Source organism: Mucilaginibacter sp. 5C4, assembly GCF_034345625.1.
Taxonomy (GTDB): domain Bacteria; phylum Bacteroidota; class Bacteroidia; order Sphingobacteriales; family Sphingobacteriaceae; genus Mucilaginibacter; species Mucilaginibacter aurantiaciroseus.
In genome coordinates, this window is record NZ_CP133775.1 from 2,764,083 (window position 1) to 2,786,061 (window position 21,979).

General features: G+C 44.4%; 21 protein-coding genes. 8 read left to right on the top strand and 13 right to left on the bottom strand.

Features of this window, described 5'->3' with window-relative positions; genetic code table 11:
- Positions 1–794: 794 nt before the first annotated feature.
- Together RHM67_RS13065 and RHM67_RS13070 are read right to left on the bottom strand one after the other, a co-directional pair.
- Positions 795–1,556 (bottom strand): TIGR03915 family putative DNA repair protein, encoded by a 762-nt coding sequence (locus tag RHM67_RS13065; protein ID WP_322227205.1) that lies wholly within the window; start codon positions 1,554–1,556, stop codon positions 795–797.
- Positions 1,556–2,812, bottom strand: coding sequence for a putative DNA modification/repair radical SAM protein (locus RHM67_RS13070; protein ID WP_322227206.1), 1,257 nt, complete (start codon positions 2,810–2,812; stop codon positions 1,556–1,558). Before RHM67_RS13070 ends, RHM67_RS13065 begins: the two co-directional genes overlap by 1 nt.
- Positions 2,813–2,961: 149 nt before the next feature.
- Between RHM67_RS13070 and RHM67_RS13075 the strand changes: the two genes are divergently transcribed.
- The 3 genes from RHM67_RS13075 to RHM67_RS13085 all read left to right on the top strand — a co-directional run bounded on the left by RHM67_RS13075 (position 2,962) and on the right by RHM67_RS13085 (position 3,886).
- A complete protein-coding gene (locus tag RHM67_RS13075) occupies positions 2,962–3,192 on the top strand; it encodes a hypothetical protein (protein ID WP_322227207.1) in 231 nt (76 codons plus the stop codon).
- A 177-nt stretch (positions 3,193–3,369) separates the two neighbouring features.
- A complete protein-coding gene (locus tag RHM67_RS13080) occupies positions 3,370–3,588 on the top strand; it encodes a hypothetical protein (protein ID WP_322227209.1) in 219 nt (72 codons plus the stop codon).
- 37 nt (positions 3,589–3,625) lie between these two features.
- Positions 3,626–3,886, top strand: a complete 261-nt coding sequence (locus tag RHM67_RS13085; protein WP_322227210.1) for a UBP-type zinc finger domain-containing protein — start codon at positions 3,626–3,628, stop codon at positions 3,884–3,886.
- Between the two features lie 92 nt (positions 3,887–3,978).
- Here the strand turns inward: RHM67_RS13085 and RHM67_RS13090 are convergent, their stop codons facing one another.
- From RHM67_RS13090 to ribD, 6 genes are all read right to left on the bottom strand, one after another.
- On the bottom strand, positions 3,979–4,224 hold the full coding sequence (locus RHM67_RS13090) for a hypothetical protein (protein WP_322227211.1): 246 nt from the start codon (positions 4,222–4,224) through the stop codon (positions 3,979–3,981).
- Positions 4,225–4,289: 65 nt separating this feature from the next.
- Positions 4,290–5,306: a biotin synthase BioB gene (gene bioB / locus RHM67_RS13095; RefSeq protein WP_322227213.1), complete on the bottom strand. Its 1,017-nt coding sequence runs from the start codon at positions 5,304–5,306 to the stop codon at positions 4,290–4,292.
- Positions 5,307–5,333: 27 nt separating this feature from the next.
- Positions 5,334–6,683 (bottom strand): magnesium transporter, encoded by a 1,350-nt coding sequence (mgtE, locus tag RHM67_RS13100; protein WP_322227214.1) that lies wholly within the window; start codon positions 6,681–6,683, stop codon positions 5,334–5,336.
- An 81-nt stretch (positions 6,684–6,764) separates the two neighbouring features.
- The gene (locus RHM67_RS13105; protein ID WP_322227215.1) at positions 6,765–7,379 is read right to left on the bottom strand and encodes a YigZ family protein; all 615 of its coding nucleotides are present in this window, start codon (positions 7,377–7,379) and stop codon (positions 6,765–6,767) included.
- Between the two features lie 3 nt (positions 7,380–7,382).
- Positions 7,383–8,246, bottom strand: a complete 864-nt coding sequence (locus tag RHM67_RS13110; protein WP_322227217.1) for an EamA/RhaT family transporter — start codon at positions 8,244–8,246, stop codon at positions 7,383–7,385.
- Positions 8,247–8,257: 11 nt separating this feature from the next.
- Entirely contained in the window at positions 8,258–9,310 is a 1,053-nt protein-coding gene (gene ribD, locus RHM67_RS13115; RefSeq protein WP_322227218.1) for a bifunctional diaminohydroxyphosphoribosylaminopyrimidine deaminase/5-amino-6-(5-phosphoribosylamino)uracil reductase RibD, read from the bottom strand.
- A gap of 33 nt (positions 9,311–9,343) precedes the next feature.
- Here ribD and prmC point away from each other — a divergent pair, with 33 nt between their 5' ends.
- On the top strand, positions 9,344–10,213 hold the full coding sequence (prmC, locus tag RHM67_RS13120; RefSeq protein WP_322227219.1) for a peptide chain release factor N(5)-glutamine methyltransferase: 870 nt from the start codon (positions 9,344–9,346) through the stop codon (positions 10,211–10,213).
- 47 nt (positions 10,214–10,260) lie between these two features.
- Here prmC and RHM67_RS13125 read toward each other — a convergent pair whose 3' ends face one another.
- The gene (locus RHM67_RS13125) at positions 10,261–11,154 is read right to left on the bottom strand and encodes an SMP-30/gluconolactonase/LRE family protein (RefSeq protein WP_322227220.1); all 894 of its coding nucleotides are present in this window, start codon (positions 11,152–11,154) and stop codon (positions 10,261–10,263) included.
- Between the two features lie 268 nt (positions 11,155–11,422).
- Here RHM67_RS13125 and RHM67_RS13130 point away from each other — a divergent pair, with 268 nt between their 5' ends.
- Positions 11,423–11,878: a DUF4268 domain-containing protein gene (locus RHM67_RS13130; protein WP_322227221.1), complete on the top strand. Its 456-nt coding sequence runs from the start codon at positions 11,423–11,425 to the stop codon at positions 11,876–11,878.
- A 202-nt stretch (positions 11,879–12,080) separates the two neighbouring features.
- Positions 12,081–13,283, top strand: a complete 1,203-nt coding sequence (locus RHM67_RS13135; protein ID WP_322227222.1) for a DUF763 domain-containing protein — start codon at positions 12,081–12,083, stop codon at positions 13,281–13,283.
- Here the strand turns inward: RHM67_RS13135 and RHM67_RS13140 are convergent.
- A complete protein-coding gene (locus RHM67_RS13140) occupies positions 13,275–13,802 on the bottom strand; it encodes a DUF4142 domain-containing protein (protein WP_322227223.1) in 528 nt (175 codons plus the stop codon). The genes RHM67_RS13135 and RHM67_RS13140 overlap by 9 nt on opposite strands.
- A gap of 180 nt (positions 13,803–13,982) precedes the next feature.
- The gene (locus RHM67_RS13145) at positions 13,983–16,556 is read right to left on the bottom strand and encodes a phosphoenolpyruvate carboxylase (protein WP_322227224.1); all 2,574 of its coding nucleotides are present in this window, start codon (positions 16,554–16,556) and stop codon (positions 13,983–13,985) included.
- A 248-nt stretch (positions 16,557–16,804) separates the two neighbouring features.
- Between RHM67_RS13145 and RHM67_RS13150 the strand changes: the two genes are divergently transcribed.
- Positions 16,805–18,964 carry an FUSC family membrane protein gene (locus RHM67_RS13150; RefSeq protein ID WP_322227225.1) on the top strand — a complete coding sequence of 720 codons (2,160 nt, stop codon included), beginning with the start codon at positions 16,805–16,807 and terminating at the stop codon, positions 18,962–18,964.
- 111 nt (positions 18,965–19,075) lie between these two features.
- Here RHM67_RS13150 and RHM67_RS13155 read toward each other — a convergent pair whose 3' ends face one another.
- Together RHM67_RS13155 and RHM67_RS13160 are read right to left on the bottom strand one after the other, a co-directional pair.
- Positions 19,076–19,567 (bottom strand): PRC-barrel domain-containing protein, encoded by a 492-nt coding sequence (locus RHM67_RS13155; protein ID WP_322227226.1) that lies wholly within the window; start codon positions 19,565–19,567, stop codon positions 19,076–19,078.
- A gap of 20 nt (positions 19,568–19,587) precedes the next feature.
- A complete protein-coding gene (locus tag RHM67_RS13160) occupies positions 19,588–20,235 on the bottom strand; it encodes an OmpA family protein (RefSeq protein ID WP_322227227.1) in 648 nt (215 codons plus the stop codon).
- 178 nt (positions 20,236–20,413) lie between these two features.
- On the opposite strand from RHM67_RS13160, the gene RHM67_RS13165 reads away from it, so the two are divergent.
- Positions 20,414–21,961: a M20/M25/M40 family metallo-hydrolase gene (locus RHM67_RS13165; protein WP_322227229.1), complete on the top strand. Its 1,548-nt coding sequence runs from the start codon at positions 20,414–20,416 to the stop codon at positions 21,959–21,961.
- The last annotated feature ends 18 nt before the right edge of the window (positions 21,962–21,979 follow it).

Sequence of the window (21,979 nt, forward strand, 5' to 3'; positions counted from 1 at the left end):
CCGTTTTTCCTGACCTCATGAATGACCATAGCCATCATGAAGCACCAAGTTTTGTGTAAAATTAACCGACCTGCTACCCTCTTTGTTATTGCGAACGCTGATGTCTCTTTATTCTCTGCGAATGCCTATGTCTCAAATGTTAACACTGATGCTGATCTTATCTGTCTCCTTGCGGATGGTGACGCCTCCAGATCTGTTCCGTATGTGTCCTTCGTTCCTCTTGCGAGTGCTGATGGATCATCTCATTTACCGATGCTGATCTTGTCACTTCTCCCGAGGGGAAGTCGACTCCTTCGTTATCCGTGCAACTTTGATACTTCTTTATTCGTTTGAATGCCGATGTCTCATTGTTACGCAAACGCCGATTCCTTCAAGGTCATTACTTTGTTTGCTGCTGCCCATAGGCTCTGGCAAAATCTGTAATACCTCGTTAATCATTTCCAGGGTAAATTACTTTCGTATCCTATTCCCTTCAAATGACTCAGGCACTTCCCTTATCTTTAGTTCACCCTGAGGTTAACCCGATTAAGTTTCTGTATTCCTGTAAGGCTGTCAAAGTACGTCGTTCTTGATGATTACAATATAGGGACATGGAAGCCCTTTTCGCAAATTTTTTTTATTTTTCTTATTAACACGTTTTCAACAATTATTTAAGGTTTATCCACATGGCTTTGGCATTATCATATAGTAATTTACGCCATCAACTGTAAGGTTATAAACATCGCCCTTTACCCACATGTATCAGCTAAATCCGCACGTCTATCTAAAATAAAAAATGCTTAAAATGGGTAATTTTAGATTTTTTCCGTCAAATGCTTCCAGTATCTTTTGGGTATATGGCGTACATGTAACTTGGTATTTTTGCGGGATGGGATGTTTACGCTGGTAAAATAGTTCTTCCAAAGATGCTGGTAAATCTCCTCATCCTCAGTATAGGCGGCAACCACATCGCCGGGCTTACTGTCGTTTGCAAAATCAAGTGAAATATATTCACAATTATGCAGGTTGTAATATATACCATATTTGCGCCTAATATCATAAATAATCCATTTTTGATCGGCATAACGGCTTTTAAAATGGCGGATGAGTAAGGGCAGCACATTAAAGTCCGGCTCTACTGCGGCATAAAAAATACCATCCTTCAATTTCTGAAAACGGACGAAGGCTTCCATCCTATGTTTTTCGCGCCTCACCATGCGTACCATTTCGGAGACGCGCATCACAAATTTATTCCCGTAATCTTCCTCAATATTTTGCCCGGCATCAAAAGCATAGCGGATGTAACCCAATAAATTATTATCCTCGCCATCCATCTCCGCCAAATGCGCTGAGTAAAGGCGCTGTACCCCCATCGACGAGATCTTTTGCTTTAAACCTTTCAACACCCGGTTGGCGCGGCCATCATCCGTTATTACATTCAGCTTATCTTCAAACAGGGCGTTGCTATCCAACCGCGTCTTTTGCAAATTAACGCTGTTCAGCTTACGGTCATAAACCTCAAAAACCGAGGTAAGCAACCCTTCAAAAGTGCCGTCGTAAACTAAAGTAGTCATCATTAAAAGAGGCTTAATTGTACTTGGGTATTCTTTAAATATTTGCTTTGCGATGTTGCCAATATAAATTGCTTAATGTTGCTGCCCGTTAAATCCCTCCGTTCAAATTCATTGCTATTACAGGTAACAAAATACTTGGCGCGGTTTAGGGCTACCCCCATCTTCTTCAACTGATCCCAGTTAAGCTTACCAAACTTACGCGCACTCACAATTTTTTGTGCCGATAATAGGCCTATGCCGGGCACGCGCAAGATCATCTGCAGATCGGCCTTATTAATATTTACCGGAAACGCCTGCATATTGCGGATAGCCCAGCCCAATTTTGGGTCGATATCCAGGTCAAGATGTGGCTGGCTGTCATTTACAATCTCGTTCACTTTAAAACCGTAAAAGCGCATGAGCCAGTCGGCCTGGTAAAGGCGATTCTCGCGCACCATGGGCACGCTGGTATTTAAAGCAGGCAAACGGCTATCGGCCAATACCGGCACATAACCCGAATAGTAAACCCGCTTTAAGTTAAAATTCTTGTAAAAGTAATTGGCAGACCGTAGCACTTCGTTATCATTTTCTGGCGTGGCGCCAATAATTACCTGTGTACTTTGCCCGGCGGGTGCAAATATGGGCGCTTTTTTAAACAGTTTCTTTTCTTCCGTTCGCTGGATGATGGCATTCCTTAGGTAGCCCATCGGTTTGATCATATCTGCCTGATTCTTGTCCGGTGCTAAAAGTTTGAGGCCTGCTTCTGTTGGCATTTCTAGGTTAACGCTGAGGCGGTCGGCGTATAAGCCGGCCTCATTCATCAATTCATCGCTTGCACCGGGGATAGATTTGAGATGAATATAGCCATTGAACTTATGCTCGGTGCGGAGTTTTTTAGCGATTCGGACAAGGCGTTCCATTGTATAGTCGGCATCTTTAAAAATCCCTGAGCTGAGGAACAAACCCTCGATGTAGTTGCGGCGGTAAAAGTTAATGGTGAGATCCACAACCTCCTGCACAGTAAACGCAGCCCGCTGGATATCATTATTCTTACGCGATACACAATAAGCACAATCAAAAATGCAATGATTGGTAAGCAGGATCTTTAGTAACGACACACAACGACCGTCCTCGGTATAAGAATGACAAATACCATTACTAGCATTGCCCAAACCCTTATTTTCGTTTTTGCGCTTACTGCCGCTACTTGCGCACGATACATCATATTTGGCGGCATCTGCCAATATGTTCAACTTCTCTGTTATCCGTTCTACATTCATATCAATTCAAAAATACTAATATAATTAGCAATCCATGTGTCGATATAGAATTTTTTTTCAGATGTTATGGGAGTATAGCCATTTTTATCCCTTTAAAATTAAAGATTTTAATTGCAACTTTATTGCGAATAAAGCATTATATAATATATATGGATAAAAGTGATCAATCTGAATTTTGGGAGAAAAGCTTTATTAAAAACCAGGAGATGTGGGGTTTTGAACCAGCTAACTCCGCTATTTTGACAAAGGACCTTTTTGTTAAGCAATTGGTAACAAGTGTCCTTGTTCCTGGCATAGGTTATGGGCGCAATGCGGAAATTTTTAGAGATAATGGGATGATTGTAACCGGTATCGAGATTTCGGAAACGGCCATCGCGTAAGCAAGAAAACACTATGGCGACTATATAGCCATTTATCATGAATCGGTGTGCGATATGCCGTTTGACACGCGCTTATATGATGGGATCTTTTGTTATGCCTTAATTCATTTACTGGATACTGATGAGCGGGCTAAACTCATCCGTGATTGTTATACTTAGTTATCTGATGGTGGCTACATGGTTTTTACGGCCATTTCAAAACAGGCAGATACTTATGTTGAAGGCAATTTTATCAGCCCAGACCGATACGAGATATTTGAAGGGGTGAAAATCTATTTTTATGACAAAGAATCGGTTACTGCGGAGTTTAGCGATGCCGGATTATATGAAGTTGCCGAAATAGATGAGTCCTATCCCTTCTTCCTTATCAAATGTAGAAAGACCGCAAATAAATAATTTCCCTTTGCTATCTTAGCATGTCAATACATCACCAATGCCAGATTTAGATCCTGGCTTTTGCCAGCATTTGCAAGCCATAAAAGAAATTAAATTAAGCGACGACCAGGTTTGCGTGGAATGTGTAAAACAAGGCACCGAGTGGTTTCACCTACGTACTTGCCAAACCTGCGGCGTTACCCTATGCTGCGACCAAAGCGACGAGCAACACATGACCAAACATTATCATGCCGAGCATCACCCCGTTATAGCATCTGCCCAGCCGGGCGAACGTTGGCTTTGGTGTTACACTGATTAGCAATTTGCGGAGTATTGATATAAAATCACTCCGAAGCCTCTTCGCCTTTTCGCCCAATTCAACGATGTCGCCTTCTTTAAACAATATGGCTTTCAAGGTTTTACGCCAAACGGGTTTCTTGCGCAGCAGGGACTCAAGGTCCATACCAAAGTGTTTAAACTCCTCGTGCTGGGCGTTTTGCAAATAGCCTTTGCTTGTTTGTCTTGCTCTACCGAGATGCGTTGCTCGTACCAGTTAATGGCCTCGGCTTCTTCGCCAGGGGATACGATCATGCGTATAAAAGTGCGGGTTTCCTGTGATAGTTCTTCAGGTGGTTCGTGGTATTGGTCAAATGCCATAGCGTTTTTCTTTTTTGTATAAAAGAAGCGCTATGGCATTTTTGTTTTATCAGTAAAGATGATTTTTATATCACCTCGTTAATGCTCATTTCCCTGATCTCTTTAGAGACATTAGGGCGGCCATTTTTAAAGGCTTTACGCGGGGTTAAACCTAATAACTGGAACATCGCCATGTCCTCATCAAATGATGGATTTGGGGTGGTTAACAGTTTCTCGCCGGCGAAGATAGAATTGGCGCCTGCCATAAAACACATGGCCTGCTCCACAGTGCTCATTTCGGTACGGCCTGCAGAAAGCCTTACCACGGTTTTAGGCATAATGATACGGGTGGTGGCTATCATCCTTACCATATCCCAAACAGATACGCGTGGCTGATCTGCCAATGGCGTGCCTTGTACCGGTACCAAAGCATTGATCGGTACAGATTCGGGATGCTTTGGCATATTGGATAATGTTTTCAGCATCGAGATCCGGTCTTGCGCGGTTTCGCCAAGGCCAATGATACCGCCGCTACAAACCGAGATTTTTGCTTTACGCACATGGTCTAAGGTTTGTAAGCGGTCATCATAAGTACGGGTGGTGATGATGCGCTTATAATCTTCTTCAGACGTATCTAAGTTGTGATTGTAGGCGTAGAGGCCTGCATCTGCCAAACGTTGCGCCTGGCTCTCGGTAAGCATGCCCAGGGTACAGCAAACTTCCATATCCAACTCATTTACGGCTTTCACCATATCTATCACCTTGTCAAAATCACGATTGTCGCGTACCTCGCGCCATGCAGCACCCATGCAAAGCCTTGAAGCGCCGCCGTTTTTAGCTTTTTGCGCTACCGCGATTACTTCTTCTTTAGGCATAATGGCGTGTACATCTACACCCGTATTGTAACGTGCCGCTTGCGGGCAATAAGCGCAATCCTCCGGGCAACCGCCTGTTTTTATAGAGATAAGCGAGCTTATCTGCACCTCTGCATAATCTTTATTTTCGCGGTGAATGGTTCCCGCGCGAAAGATCAGGTCAAGCAATGGTGAGTGGTATGTTTTTGAAATTTCTTCTTGTGTCCAGTTGTATCTAACTTCGGTCATATTCGTGTTCGTTTTGATGGGTCAAAATTATAATAAAAGTTGGCTTGCAAGCCACAAAGGCAGCAAAAATCCAATACAGTCTGTAAATGTGGTGATGATGATAGATGATGCCACTGCCGGGTCTATCCCTACCCTTTTCAGTATCAGCGGTATGCCCGCGCCTGTTAAACCGGCCACAATTAAATTACCGGTCATCGCCAAAAATAATACTACACCCAACATTGGGTTTTTATCATAAAAAATAGCGAACGCCAACACAATAAGGCCGTTAGCCGCGCCATTTATTAAGCCTACCGAAAGTTCTTTTATAACCGTACTGTACGTTTGCCTGTCGGTAAGGTCACTTAACGAAATACGCCTAACGGTTACAGCAAGCGCCTGGGTAGCGGCATTACCACCCATACCGCCAATAATAGTTACATAAGCTACAATAATGGGCAGTTCTTCTTCTACATGGGTAAACTGCCTAATTACAGAGGCAGCCAAAAAAGCGGTTCCGAGGTTAATGATGAGCCATGGCAAACGGCTTTTTACCGCGTCCTGCCAGTTACCGCTCAATTCCTCATCTTCGGATACACCCGATATCTTCAGGATATCCTCGGTATTCTCGGCCTCCATAACGTCGATGATATCATCAACCGTAATGCGGCCCAGCAGTTTCATATTATCGTCAACAACGGGGATGGTGGTTAGGTTATATTGCGAGATCAACTTGGCAACCTCTTCCTGGTCAAGCTCGGCTTTTACGTAAACGTAATCAGTTTGCACCAGGTCGCGTACTTTGGCCTCGCCGCGGGCTTTTATAATGTCTTTAATAGAAACAATGCCCTGCAAGATCTTAGTATCATTCACCACGTAAATGGTGTAAAACTCCTCCATCTCTTCGCTTTGGCGGATAATCTCTTCCAGCGCTTCTTTTTTATCCAGATTGATGTTTACGCAGATCACCTGCGAGTTCATCAAACCACCGGCGGTGTCTTCATCGTAATTTAATAGCGCGCGGATGCTGGTGGCATCTTCGTGGTCAATATCCTCTAAAATTTCCTGCTGGTCTTCCTTGTCTAGCTGTGAGATAATGTCCGTCGCAACGTCATAGTCCATTTCTTCTACGATCTCGGTACGCTTCCCGGGGTGCAGGCCTATCAACAGCTCTTCCGGGTGGTCTTCCTCGTTCATTTCAGAGATTACCTCGGTAGCTATCTCGGTAGAAAGAAGATTGATGATGCGTTCTTTTGCCTCCTGGGGCAATCGCTCAAACAATATGGCAATCTCCGAAGAGTGGTACTCTTTCAGAACCGCCTGTAATTCAGCATCGTCGCCCTCGAGAGCGGTTTTGATGCGGAGCAGGTCGGTTTTATCTATTTCAAAAGATTGCATATGCATGCAAAATAAACAATTTTACTGAGAAGGCGAACCGGAATTGAGTGGATTTTTACGATTGGCTGGATTTTAATTTGCTTACCCGCTATAGTTATAAACTGCCTTTACGCCGATTACTTTGTTAAGCTTACTCATTACCTGCTCCACTTGCGTTTTGCGGATGGAAAGTTTTATCCGGCAGTTCAATTCAGATACCTGCTCTAATATCTGCAATTGCTCATCTTTAATAATACGCATTACGTCGTTCATCTGCACGTAATCGAAGGTAATGGTATAGATGTCGTTAACGGTTTTTTCGATAACCTCAGCCACATCCAGCACCATTTCGGTAGCGATTTTGTAGGCATTGATGAGGCCGGGTACACCCAATAAAGTGCCGCCAAAATAGCGAACAACCACCACCAGCACATTAGTGATATTGCGCGATAACAAGGTATTAAGTATCGGCCTCCCTGCTGTACCGGATGGTTCGCCATCATCGTTAACGCGGAACACAGAGCGGTCGATCCCTAATCTGATTGCCCAGCAATGGTGATTTGCTTTTGGGTGCTCCGCCTTTAGCTTGGCAATGATGGGTTTGATATCACTATCTGAGGTAACCGGGTAAGCATACGCCAGGAACTTGCTCCCTCGGTCGCGGAAGACATTTTCGATAGGCGCGCTAATGGTTTTGTAGGTATCGTCGAACAGCACGCGTTAGTTGTTTGAAAGGGTTATTACAACAATGGCTACAACGGCTAAGGCTACGCCTATCTTATTAAGCACACTCAGGCGCTCGTTAAATACAACCAAACCTACAAGGGTACCTAATGCTATAACACCAATATTCATGGCCGAAAATACGGTTGACGGCGTGCCGGATAATTCCTTATGCGCTTTTAAGTAAAATAAAATATTGCCAAAATTGGCCACACCCAGCAACCATCCAAAACCAATGTGCGGCCAGGAAAATTTGGTTTGTTTGGTAAATATCCTGATGCCAAGGATAATAAGCGCTATCACAAACGACAAAATATAGATCACAAAAAGCGAACTGGTATAAGGCACGGCTGTAAAAGCGGCCACCTGTTTAAACAGGATATCAATAATACCTATCCCGAAGAATACGATAAGCAGATACATCCACGCGTTAGAAACCACCTTGCGGTTGGCCGTTTTCTTTTGCCATGGTATAGAACATAATATGGCTATGAAACCAATAATTAACCCCACAACTTTCAGCGTATTCAGCTTATCGCCAAACAGCAGGAATGAAGCCAGTAACGGGATAAACAGCGACAACCGTTGCGCAACATCCGTACGTACAATACCCGCTACCCTTACCGATACGGCCATCACCATAAAAATTACCGGCAACAAAAAACCCACAGCCAAATAAATACTTATTGGTGCACTTTGCAGATTGGGTACGCTGGGTTTAAAAAAGAACCATGTTAGCAATATGGCCATGCTATAGTTCCACGTAATGGCTTGGAAAACGTCTATCTGGTAGCGTTTAGCCAGTTTCAGCATAACGGAAACAATTACGCTGCAGCAAATACTTAAAAAAACGTATAACATGTTTTTATAAATTAGGTAGGTGTATTTGTAATGATCTGTAAGTTATCGGCACCGATAGTTTGTTCGGAAATTTTAATAACGGTAACCATAGGTGCTTTAATGCCGGTTTGTAATACAGATGCGCCAGTAAAAATACGTGCTTCGTCCCATAAACCCGCATCAATAAACGAGTTTAATGTATGCGCGCCACCCTCAATTATCACCGATTGGATATCCTGTAGGTATAATTGGAACAGAATATACTGCGGCACATAACGGTCAAAGTCTTCCAGAGCGATGTATTTATTCTTGCCGTCTATATCAAACTTCACCTCGTTAAATATCAATGTTTCAACCGATTGGTCAAATACGTTCAACGTATTACTTAACTCCAACCTGCGGTCTATCACCACCCGTTTTGGCGACCTGCCTTCCGCGTAGCGAACGTTTAGCTGCGGGTTATCCGCCAGTATGGTGTTCTTACCAACAAGTATGGCATCCTCTTCGGCGCGCCATTGGTGAACCAGTTTACGGCTTTCAAGGCCGGTTATCCAGTGCTGGCTACCATCTGTGGGGGCAAAAAAGCCATCCGCTGTTTGCGCCCATTTCAGGATGATGTAAGGCCTTTGCTTTTGTACCCTGGTAAAAAAGCGGCGGTTTAGCCATTGGCATTCTTTTTCTAAAACACCAACTATAACGGCTACACCTGCCGCCTGCAATTTTTCGATGCCTTTGCCATCTACCTGCGCAAATGGGTCGCGGCAGCCTATTACTACATTGGGGATGTGGTGTTTAATGATGAGATCGGCACAGGGTGGCGTTTTGCCATAGTGCGCGCAAGGCTCTAAAGAAACGTAAATGGTGCTTTGCTGCAACAGGTCAAAATAGTTATCATACCTGTCTGTCAACATTTTAATGGCATTTACTTCAGCATGAGCTTCGCCGTATTTCTGGTGGTAGCCTTCACCTATTATTTTGCCCTCACATACTATCACAGCGCCAACCATCGGGTTCGGACTAACCTTACCCGCGCCCAATGCGGCCAGTTCAAGGCAGCGCTGCATATAAATATCATGTAATGCCATTGTGCAAAAGTAGGTTTTATGTTACTTTGTTGCATGAAAACTATTAAGGATGTATTTCTTTCCTTTCAGCAGGGTTTAAATCAGGTTTATGATAACCGTGAAATACAGTCGGTTGCATTGTTGGTACTGGAGGAAATTACCGGTATGTCCCGCGCAAAAATAAAGGCATTCCCGGAGGATAATATTCCCAGTGAAGCTGCTGAAAAGATCCAAAGCATCCTTGATGAGCTTAAAACCGGTAAACCGGTACAGTATATTTTAGGAAGTACGGAATTTTACGGACTGAACTTTTTAGTGACCCCTGCTACGCTAATACCAAGGCCGGAGACAGAGGAGTTGGTGGAATGGGTTCTTGAAAGTCAAAAGTTAAAAGTTAAAAGTCTAAAGCCGGTTTCGATATTAGATATTGGTACGGGCAGTGGTTGCATTGCCATCAGCATCAAAAAGAACCTGCCCGGCGCGTTGGTTACCGCTATAGATATTTCTGCGGATGCTTTACATACGGCTAAGCAAAATGCGGTAATAAATGAAGTTGAAGTGAACTTTGTTCATGACGATATCCTCAACACAAAATTCGAAATTAAAAATCCGAAATTCGATATCATCATATCTAATCCTCCTTATGTTACGCTGGAAGATAAACTCCAAATGCACCAAAACGTAACCGGTTTTGAACCACATAGCGCTTTGTTTGTACCCGAGCATGATCCGCTGATATTCTACAAAGCCATTGCCGATTTTGCGGTTGAACACCTGTTAGAAAACGGCTTGCTTTTCTTCGAGATCAACGAAAATCTTGGTAAAGAGACGGTTGAGCTATTATCTCATAAGGGGTTTACTAACATAGAATTACGCAAAGACATGAGTAGTCGGGATAGGATGGTAAAGACTGAAAAAAGCTAAATCTACTCCGCACGTCATTGCGTACGAAGCATGGTTTTAACTAAGATTTACTCCACCCCTTTAACACTCATTTTCAACACATAAATAGCTTTAGAAGCCGTTACAAATAACATATCTCTGTTCTTCCCACCAAAACAAACATTGGCACTCCATGGCTCGGGGATATCGATATGGGCTATCTGAATACCCCGAGGGTTTACAATAGTAATGCCTTTGCCTGCCAGGTAGAGGTTGCCTTGCTCATCAAGCGTTATGCCATCCGCGCCCTGCGCAAAAAACAGTTCGCGGTTGCTAATCAAGCCATTTGGGTTTATAGTGTATTTATATACCTTTCCATCACCAATATCGGCTACAAAAAGGTGTTTACCATCGGGCGTGCCCACAATGCCATTGGGGCGTACCATGCTATCTAATTCAATTGGTTTGGTTTGGCCTTTTAGCAGCAGAAATACCTTTTGACTGCTCATATCGGGTTTGGTGCGGGTCCAGTAATAGCGCTGGTAATATGGGTCGGTAAAATAGATATTATCCTTTTTATCTATCCAAAGATCATTAGGGCCGTTGAATAACTTGCCTTTGAAGTCTTTCAACAGCACTTTCACCTTCTTATCCTTACTGATCTGCCAAAGCTGATTGTGTTCATCAGCACAGGCAATAAGGTTCCCTTTACTATCGAAATAGGTGCCGTTTGCCCTACCCGCACCATCCATAAAAACAGAAAGTTTACCATTAATATCATACTTCCAGATCTTATTATTGGGTTGATCGGTAAAGAAGATATTGCCCGCTTTGTCCACCGCCGGCCCTTCGGTAAAGGCAAATTGATTAGAGATCAATTTTGGCTTCCTGTCAGCGTTAAACAGCGGCTTTTGTTGACCAAAAACCGACGTTGAAACGCCAAAAATGATACAATAAACACTTACTGTTAACCTACACTTCATCTTGCAATTTTTTATCTTTTTTAGGCAGGTTGCGCAAAAGTAAAATGCGAAACCGATATCGTAATTATGAAATCTGCGAAATGCTAATGTAAATGTTTAGGCAGAAATATTTGAGCCGCGGCTAATTTATTTTTAAGTTTAAAGCCTCTTTGAAACACGCTTATGAAAGTCCGCCATTTTTTGTTCCTGCTTCTATTTATGCCGATGAATTCCATCACGAAGCAAAACATTATCTACAAAATGGCAATTTGGTTTATATAATACATCTATGTACTCAAAAGATCAGGCATCACAGTTAAAGCAGGCATTCTGGACGGCGTTTGGGCAATACATGGGCCCGGTGTTATCCGCCGAAGGCCTGCGCACCAACTGGATCAATTATAAAACGGGCGTTAAGCATATCTTTTTCAGGATGCAGGCCGATAACAAAACGGCAAGCATCGCCATAGAAATAGCCCACCCCGACCCGGAACTGCAACAACTCTTCTTCGAGCAATTCGAAACCTACAAAACCATGCTGCACAGTGCCCTTGGCGAGGAATGGCAATGGGATTTGCACACTGCCGACGATTACGGCAAAACCATCAGCCGAATATATACCGAGATCTCGCCCGTAAGCATTTTCCAACAGCAAGATTGGCCTAAACTGATCTCCTTCTTCAAGCCTCGCATCATTGCTTTGGATGAGTTTTGGAGTGATGTAAAGGTGGCGTTTGAGGTGTGACACTCCTCCCCTAAACGCGCGTCATTGCTGTAAGGTACGAAGCAATCTCTTTAAGACAATTATACACCTCGCAAGTTCAGGCTTGCCTAAAGACATTGCTTTGTCGCTATCGCTCCGCGCAATGACGCCCCGGGGTGTACGCCTTTTATTTTGAAAATTCTTAAATCCTGATTCAGACAATATTTTTGCTAACTTTGTTAGTATGAAGCGTTCCGGAAGTGCCGATATGCCTTTACATTATGGCTACGTGCCTGTTTGGCTTGCCGAGCGGATGGCCAAGCTTGGCCTCGCTGTAATGGAAACCATTGTGATGGATTACGGTAAGGATGAAGTGCTGCGCCGACTTAGCGACCCGTTCTGGTTCCAGAGCCTGGGCGCTGTTATGGGTATGGACTGGCATTCATCGGGCATTACTACTTCGGTAATGGGTGCCTTAAAACGGGCTATCAACCCGCATAGCCGTGATTTGGGTATTTACATTTGCGGTGGCAAGGGCAAGCACTCTACCAAAACCCCGCAGGAACTGATGGCCGTTTGCAACAGCATCGGGCTTAATGGCGATCACCTCGTAAAATGCAGCAAGCTGAGCGCTAAGGTAGATAATACGGCTATACAGGATGGTTTCCAGTTGTATACCCACAATTTTATTTTGAGCGATACCGGCAAATGGGCCGTTGTACAACAAGGTATGAGCGACGCCAGCAGCACCGCCCGCCGCTACCACTGGCACTCGGAACAGCTGACTTCGTTTGTGGAAGACCCGCATACCGGCATCCACGGTAAAAACAACGGTTTGATATTGAATATGGCCGACAAGCTTGCGGATTCATCCCGCGCCGGCGTAATGCAAATTGCCGCCGAGCATCCCGACAGGATGCTGAAAGAAATAAGCCACCTGGTGATGCCCAACCACCACGATGTAAAAGCAAAAGATGTAGACCTAAAACGCCTTGGCGCGGTACTATGGCTGGCACACGAAAAGCAGCCGAAGGATTTTGAAGAATTATTATTACTGCAAGGCCTTGGCCCGCGTACACTGCAGTCGCTAGCATTGGTGAGCGAGGTAATTCACGGCACCCCTTCGCGGTTTAAAGACCCTGCAAGGTTCTCTTTCGCGCATGGCGGTAAAGATGGGCACCCCTTCCCTGTCCCCATAAAGGTTTACGATGAAACTATTGGCGTCCTCCAAACCGCCATTCATAAGGCCAAACTGGGTAATGGCGAAAAAAACGAAGCCATTAAACGCCTCACCAACATAGCGCAAGCTGCCGAAAAGAATTTTACGCCTAACGCCAACTTCGATAAGGTGATCGAAAAAGAAAGAAATGATTCCTGGAAATATGGCGGCCGCACAGTGTTTGGCAAAGCCAAACAACCTGTAGAGCACCAGTTAAAGCTATTTTAACCCAGCACAGATCTCATTAGCATGGGTTAAAAGCAGTACAAGCTTAGGCGTGCTTTTGATAGCAAACTCTTTAAGCTTTTTATCACTGTTAGTTTCTCCTGCTTTAAAAACTTTGATCACGTTCTCATGATCAATAACCATCGCCTGAATATACATTTCATCAAACGCTTCGCCTGTTTTTTTGGTAAGGCTGTCTACCTGGGTTTGATGAATGGCGGTCAGTGTATCTGTATTGCCTTTACTGCCCGATACCATTTTTAATTCGGCATCCATAAAGGCATGGTCGGCAATTACCTTCTTGGCATATTCCAGCATCTGTGGGTTTTTAGAATTGGTTAAAGCCAGTTGCGAGAGTTTTATTTCGGCTGCGCCGGATTCAAGCGCGTTTTTTACGAAGGAGATCCCTTCTTCGTTAGATTGCTTTATGTTGTTGTAGTTTTTTGCTTTTCGGTTATTACAAGCTTGTGTAAAAATCAGAGTGGCAAGTGCCAATACAATACAAAATGTTCTTTTCATCATAAAATATTAAGCTTATATACTTACGTAACAAGTTTTATTACATTCTGTTTACAAAAATCCAGCAATTGCGCAGGAATATAAAACCATGTCATCGCGAGCGATAGCGTGGCAATCTCAGCATATCCGCTTGTCCTCTGAAATTGCCACGTCGCTACGCTCCTCACTGACATTTAGGGGATCTTACGCCAAATTCCTACCCGCATTTACAATACCGTAAACCGTACGGATCACCAGTTTATTGTAAATGCCTATCAATTCTTCGTCATCGGTATTGTTAAGGCACTGCAGGGCATAATGCTGAATGATCACCAGTGGTAAAACGATCTTCTCGCGGATGGCGATAGAGAGGCGGTCAACAGGGAATTCTTCCATGAGTACCGTGGTACGGGTAAGTTCGAGCAGCATATCGCGGGTTAGTTCAAACTCGGCTTTAAGGCCTTTCCAGAACGCACCGAATTTTTTATCTTTCTCCATATAAGCCGTAACCCTAAAATCAGATTTGGTCATGGACATCATACAGTTATCCAGCATCGTTTTAAAGAAGCCCGAGTTTTGGTAAAGCTCCTGTACTTCTTTCCAGCTGCCGTTATCCTTCATTTTTTTAAGCGCAGTACCAACACCGTAAAAGCCCGGTATGTTCTGTTTAAGCTGGCTCCAGGAGGTTACAAAACTGATGGCGCGCAGGTCTTCCAATTTTAGTTTGGCACCCGCGTTACGTTTGGTTGGGCGGCTACTGATATTGATCTGCGACAGCAATTTCAACGGACTAAATTTCTCCAAGTAATCTACAAACAATGGGTGTTCGCGCAGCGCCAGGAATAAACCGTGGCTTTCTTCGGCCATTTCCGCGATCAAGGCTTTATGCTTTTCATCAAGCAGATCGTGGTGGTTTGGATGCAGGGCGCTGGTAATACCCGCATTAATTAACTGCTCGGTGTTAAACCTTGCCGTTTCTACAGAGCCGTATTGCGAACTAACGGTTTGCCCCTGTATGGTCAACTGGATGTGGTCGTTAGCTATTTCTTTACCCATCGACGCATAAAAACGGTGTGTTTTACCACCACCACGTGCCGGCGGGCCACCCCTGCCATCAAAAAACGCAAGGGTAATGTTATGTTTGCGGGCTATAGCGGTCAATTCCACTTTGGCTTTATATATGCTCCAGTTTGCCATCAGGTAACCGCCATCTTTAGTACTATCGCTAAAACCAAGCATAATGGCCTGCCTGTTGCCACGCTTTTTCAAATGCGATTTATAGAATGGATGCGTATATAACTTCTCCATAATATCGCCGGCCTGTTTCAAATCGTTAACGGTTTCAAACAACGGCATAAAATCAACACTCAGTTTATCTTTTTCCCAACCGCTCCACAAGAACAGCGCTATCAGCTGTAAAATATCTGATGCCTGCTGGCAATTGCTGATGATGAAACGCTGGCAGCCTTTTTCGCCATTGCTGTGTTGAATCTGCTTCATCAGCCTGATAGTATCCAACGTATCGCTTATCAACGGATCGGCATTGGCGGGGCATTTAAAATCGGCCTGGTTAAACGGAAGGCTTTTAATTTTCGACTCCTCGTTCATCTCCGCGTAGTTCTTAGGCACGCCGGTATAAACTTTCTCGGTGGTATATTTAAACACATCGCGCAGCACACGGCTATCCTGGCGAATATCGAGCGTAGCGAAGTATGAACCAAACAGATTCACCTTTTGGATCAGGTTATCTACGATGCCTACAAACAGGCTGTCGTGCTCGTTAACCAAAGTCTCGCGCATCGATCTTAGCAATTTCAACAATTCCGGCTGCAGGTCTTTAGGGCTTTCCTGCGGATTGAAGGCATTATCGTAAAGCAGGGTTTCCAGCTTGCTGATGGTATCGGCAAAGCCACGGAAAGTGATCCGGCGTTTCAGGTTCCTAAAATCGCGGTAGTAACACCGGTAAATTACCTGCCTTAATAATGACGATACCGATCGCGTGGTTTCCATATGAACGTTCGGGTTACCGTCGCGGTCGCCGCCCGGCCAAAAGCCTAGTTCTAATACCTGCTGGTTACCTTCAATATCAAACTCATCTTCCAGTTTAGCCTGGATGCCCGATAGCGCGTGGTAAAATATATTCTCCAGGAACCACACCAAACTTACGGCCTCATCAACCGGGGTTGGCGAAGTTTTATTAAAGAATGGCGTTTTACCTAATTGCTGTAACAAGCCATCTATTGATGGGATATCATTCGTTTTTAACGCTTCGATCAGGTCCGTCATGATCCCCAAAACGGTACCCGGGTAAAACTGGGTTGGGTGGGCGGTAAGTACTAATCGTAACGAAAAATCTTTCAGCTGCTTACTGATGTTCGCCCTCGCCTGCTCGCTTTGCGATGCCTGCTGTATTAAGCTTTGCAGCGTACCGGTATCATCCACACGGCCCACTTTAGCGAAGGATGAATCCTCAATCGCGTCAAACAAAACAACCTGTCGCTCGATGTATTGTATAAACCTGAATAAACGATTTATTTGCTCGCGGTGATCAATATTTGGCACGTACTTTTTAAAGAACGATTCGATTATCTCTGTAGGTGATGCCTGGTCTGCCGCGCCCTTATCGCAATGCGAACTAAAGAACGGCAGCAAAATACCTGTATCCTTAACCTGGTAAAAAGGCAGCGTTTGAAACAGGCTGTTGTATAACTCAAAACGTTTTACAACTTCGTGGTTAAAAATAGATTCTTTTTGACTGAGCCTTAAGGTTGATGGCATGGTAGAACAGGTTTACAAAGATTTATAAGAATAATATCGCCGTGAATTTAAGTATCTAAAATTAAAATACGCTAAAAACTAAAAATTAATAACATTAAGTACATTTTAATGCAATAATTGTTATTAGCCCACCCAACCCTCCCCAATAGGAAGGACTTAAAATCCTCCTCTTTCGGGGGAGATTTAGAGGGGGCTACGTTTTATTTGTTTAATTTTGCACAACAAATACCGCACCCAATAAATAGTAAATGCAAAGCCACAAAAGAGAAATAAAAAGCTTTTTTTATAGTCAGTATTTTTCTGACGGGTTGCGCATGACCATTGGGATCATCACCCCAGCGCTGGTACTGATGTACTTAGGCCATTTCGACCTTGGCCTTACCCTATCACTTGGCGCGCTTTGTATATGTACTATTGACGGGCCGGGGCCAGTTTCGCACAAGCGCAATGCCATGGCAGCAGGCAACGGCATATTGTTGGCAGTAGCCATAATTACAGGCTACGCACGTTTCAATGTGTTCACATTAGGGTTGGAGATCACGGCATTTTCGTTCCTGTTCTCAATGCTTACGGTTTATGGCAACCGGGCGGCATCTGTAGGTACATCGGCATTACTGGTGATGATATTTATGATGGATAAAGCGGTGCCCCCGCCAGAAATTCCCTACTTTTCCCTAACTATTTTGGCCGGCGGGCTTTGGTACATGGTCTTCAGCCTGATATTTTTTGGCATAAGGCCCTACCGTGCCGCGCAGCAGATCTTGGGCGAGAATGTTGCAGATATAGCCCGCTTCCTGCGGATAAAAGCCGATTTTTACCTCACCCGGACGGATGTTGACGAGAATTACCGCAAATTGGTAATGCAGCAGATCCAGGTAAGCAACCACCAGGACGCGGTAAGGGAGATACTGTTTAAAAGCCGTTTGATGGTCAAAGAATCTACCGCGGCCAGCAGGATCCTCGTAATCACTTTTAACGACCTGGTGGATATGTTTGAACAGATCATGGCTACCCACTACGATTATAACTACATCCGCGAAAAGTTTGAAAGTACAGGTGTGTTATCAGAAATCGCAGATTTCCTTCACCATGTCGCCGACGACCTGGACAACATCGGCTATGCCATTTTGGCCAACAACCGCCCCGAAAAATTGAGCAACCTTGAACTGCGTTTGGAGCATTTGAAACGACGCATAGATACCATTGGCGCCGATGACAAGGAAACCAGCAATTTGGTGTTAAAGAAAATCCTGATCAACCTGCGCGACCTGACTAAAAGCATCTCCAATATTTATAAATACTATCACTCCAAAGCATCAGACAGTTTGGTACAAAGCCCTAACCAGGTAGAATACTCCAAATTTGTAACCCATCAGGATTTTGCACCGCATATATTTTGGGACAACTTAACTTTTAAATCGGGTGCTTTTAAACATGCCTTAAGAGTATCATTGGTTTGTTTGGTTGGTTTTATCACGGCAAAGAATGTATCCCTTGGGGGGCATAGTTACTGGGTGCTACTTACTATTATTGTGATACTGAAACCGGGTTTCAGCCTGTCTAAACAGCGTAATTACCAAAGGCTGATCGGTACTATAGCGGGTGGCGCAATCGGCATACTGATCCTGAATTTCATTCCCGATAAAACAGCCCAATTTATTATATTACTTGTGCTGATGATAGGCACCTACAGTTTTTTAAGGGTAAATTATATTGTGTCGGTAATATTTATGACGCCGTACGTGCTTATTCTGTTCAAGTTTTTGGGGCTGGGTACTATCAATATTTTCCAGGAAAGGGTTATTGATACGCTTATTGGCTCGGGCATCGCGTTTATGGCCAGTTATGTGCTGTTTCCTACCTGGGAGTTTCAGCAATTGAACGAAACGCTCAAATCGGTTGTTACGGCGAACATCAACTACCTGCAAAAGATCCTAGAAAGTATCTCGGGCAAAGTAGTGGGCATTACAGAATATAAGCTTGCCCGTAAAGATTTATATGTAAACTCGGCCAATTTATCGGCCATGTTCGAACGAATGACTTCCGAACCAAAAAGCAAACAGAAGAGCGTAAAGGATGTGCACAAATTTGTAGTGCTAAACCATATCCTGGCCTCCTATTCGGCCAATATCGCATCAGCACTTATTCGCTCGGAACAGGTAACGCCTCATAAGGATATGCTGAAACTGGTCAAGAAAAGTATTGCTGTATTAAAGGATACCGACAGAAAGCTAAGCGGTGAAAGTGTTACCCCGGTTGAGGCAACGCCAAAAACAGATTTTGTACCAATGCCCGAAGCACAGCCCATCCCGCTAACTGCAGACGATGTATTTATGAAAGACCAATTAGGGTTTATCAATAAAATGGCTGTGGATATCGCCAAGATCACCGATAATATTTTGAGGTAGTCTTTAACAAACCCGGACTGACAGTTATCATGCTGAACTTGTCGAACCAATCGCAAAAATGCCCGTGCTCGTCCTTCGACAGACTCAGGATGACCCCGCGCTTATTAGGTGTTACAACCCCTCATTATCATCACCTGCTATAAAACCCTCTTGACGCTTCTCGTAAAACTTGGTTTTACCAATATTTAATGACCCGGGTGGGATAGGCGCGCCGGCCTCTGCTTTGTCTAAAGCCCGTTCAATGTCAAGGTCGGTGCCCTGATTAATAATGCGGCCTTTCTCGTAAAGGGGCAATGCCAGCAGGTTAGTAACACTAACACCCGGCATCCTCACTTCGTCGTTCTCCAGGTCAAATTCTACTTTTTCAATAGGAATTAGCACGCGGCCTTCTTCCAGGTTAACATCATTGCTTTCCATATCGATGACGATGTAGCGTACTTTTAAAGTCTCCTCATCAAACAGTAGTTCGTACACCTCACCAACTTTATTTTTGTGCGTGTCTTTTACGTCCCATCCAAAAATTTCTGGTTGATCGTCAACTATTTCAAAATCGCTTTCGCTTAACTCGTACAGATCGTAATCTGTGTTATTATCAGATGCCATGATACTTAGATTTTATGTTATTATTTCTCTCCTTCGGCATACGCCACAATCTCCACACTGCGGTTTTGCGCGCGGCCTTTCTCGGTCGCGTTTGTCGCTAAAGGTTTTTGTTCCCCTAAAGAATGTATAGAAATTTTATCCGGAACGATGTCTGCTTTGGTTGATAACCAGTTTTTAACGACGTTTGCCCTGTCCTCACCAAGTTGTTTATTAGCGCCGGCAGTACCAGCAGAATCGGTATGCCCATAAACGGCTATCTCGGCCATTTTGTAACGCCTTGCCAGCGATTCGGCTATCTGTTTCAGTTTAGCTTCTGCAGCTGGCTGCAAGGTGCTTTTATCGGCGGCAAATAATACATTTTCGCCAAGGCTGTAGATGGTATATTTATCATTGCCTTTTACAACAATGGCCGTATCGGTAACCTCATCGTATTTTAATCTGGGGATAGTAAAGTCGATAGCGTTCCAGTCAGGTTCTGTGGTTACAATAACATTACTGTCCATTTTAGCAGTATCCTTTTTGGTGGTATCGCTGGTGTTCAACTTTAGCGGAGCCGATTTATTGCATCCGCGGAACAGTAAAACTGCCACCGCGATAGCGATGATCGCGAATATGATCCATATGAATACCGAGCCTTTGCGCTTCCGCTGAACGTCTAACTGTGCCATTTTATTATTGCTTGTTTATTTGCATTTGATAAGCATTAATCAGGCCAATTAGTGCTGTGCTACTTTAATCACGTAATTCAACTTTAACAAACTTGTTACACCGACGGTCAGAATCTGATTTAAGCCCTGTATTTTATACATTCGTTGCTTAAACTAACTAAGCCCTATATCAAACGATATGAAAAACTTAACTAAAATATTTGTTGCTTCCGCCCTTCTTGCGGGCAGCACTGCCTACGCGCAAACCAAAAACGCGGTGGTGGCTAATATTGTAAAAGAAGGAACTGATAACTCGCAACTAGAGAAACTTGCCCACGAGCTTTTCGATGGCGTTGGGCCCCGTTTAGTGGGTACACCACAATTTGACAAGGCCGGTAAATGGGCTTTGGACAAGTACAAAGGCTGGGGCATCACCGCCAAACAAGAAAAATGGGGCGAATGGCGCGGCTGGGAACGCGGCATCTCTCACATCGATATGGTTTATCCTCGTGTAAAATCATTGGAAGGCACCCAACTGGCCTGGAGCCCGGGTATGAAAAAAGCGGTTACTGCTGAACTGATCATCCTGCCTGAATTGGCCGATTCTGTAGCATTCCAAAAATGGCTGCCATCTGTTAAAGGAAAATTTGTAATGATATCTATGAACCAGCCGACAGGCCGGCCGGATGATAACTGGAAGGAATTTGCCTTGACCAGTTCATTCGATAAAATGAAAGCCGCCCGTGCCGAGCAAACCGCTGCATGGCGCAAGCGCATCAGCAACACCGGTTTAACTAACCGCACCTTACCTGTTACCCTTGAAAAAGCCGGCGCTGTGGGGATCATTACCTCTAACTGGTCTGCCGGTTTTGGGGTTGATAAAATCTTTAGCGCATACACCAAAGTTGTACCTACTGTTGACATCGCCTTAGAAGATTACGGGATGCTTTACCGTTTGACCGAAAGCGGCGACAAACCAAAGATCACCATCCAAACCGAATCAAAAGAAATTGGCGTGGTGCCAACTTTTAACGTAGTAGGCGAGATAAAAGGCACCGAAAAACCAAACGAATACGTAATGCTTTCGGCCCACTTCGACTCTTGGGACGGCGGTACAGGCGCTACCGACAACGGTACGGGCACCATTACCATGATGGAGGCTATGCGCATCCTGAAGAAAGTTTATCCTCACCCAAAACGTACCATTTTAGTTGGCCATTGGGCAAGCGAAGAGCAGGGATTGAACGGTTCACGCGCGTTTGTAGAAGACCATCCCGAGATTGTAGCCAACCTGCAGGCTTTGTTTAACCAGGATAACGGTACGGGCCGCATTGTTAATATTGGCGGACAAGGCTACGAAAAATCGGGCGATTTTATTAACCGCTGGTTAGAAGCCGTGCCGGATACCATTCGTCACCAAATAAAAACCAACTTCCCTGGTTCACCGGGTGGTGGCGGGTCAGATTTTGCATCGTTTGTTGCAGTTGGCGCACCGGGCTTCTCATTGGGTTCAAACAGCTGGTCGTACGGTAACTACACCTGGCACACCAACCGCGATACTTACGACAAATTGGTTTTTGACGATGTACGCAGCAACTCCATCTTAACCGCCATCCTTATTTACATGGCCAGCGAAGACCCTGCAAAATTCCCACGCGATAAAGCAGCGCTTCCGGCAAGCAGCAACGGCCAACCCGCCAAATGGCCTGAGCCTGTTAAAGCAAACCGCCGCGGTGGGTTAGATTAATAGAGAGGTTTCTCATAA